This is a genomic window from Photorhabdus cinerea, from assembly GCF_011189575.1.
Classification (GTDB): domain Bacteria; phylum Pseudomonadota; class Gammaproteobacteria; order Enterobacterales; family Enterobacteriaceae; genus Photorhabdus; species Photorhabdus cinerea.
On record NZ_PUJW01000162.1, the window covers coordinates 1 to 278 of the forward strand.

The window sequence follows — 278 nt, forward strand, 5'->3', positions numbered from 1 at the left end:
GCAAAGAAACACCGGTTCCTCCTGATGTGATTGATGCAGACAAAAGCACGGGATGTGACCTTGGGTTAACCCACTTCCTTATCTATTCTGATGGCAGGAAACAAGCCAATCCCCGCTATTTAATCCGGGCCAGTCAAAATCTACGGCGTAGGCAGAAAGCGCTCTCCCGAAAACGAAAAGGCAGTAAAAATCGGGGTAAAGCCCGGTTAATTGTAGCCCGATGCCATGAAAAAGTGACGAATGCCCGGGCTGACTTCCAGCACAAATTGTCCCGACAA

The 278-nt window shown here is 49.3% G+C and carries 1 protein-coding gene; it reads left to right on the plus strand.

Translation table 11 applies throughout. The features are described 5' to 3' along the window. A partial coding sequence (locus C5469_RS24725; protein ID WP_166311066.1) for a transposase occupies positions 1–278 on the plus strand: 278 nt, incomplete at both ends.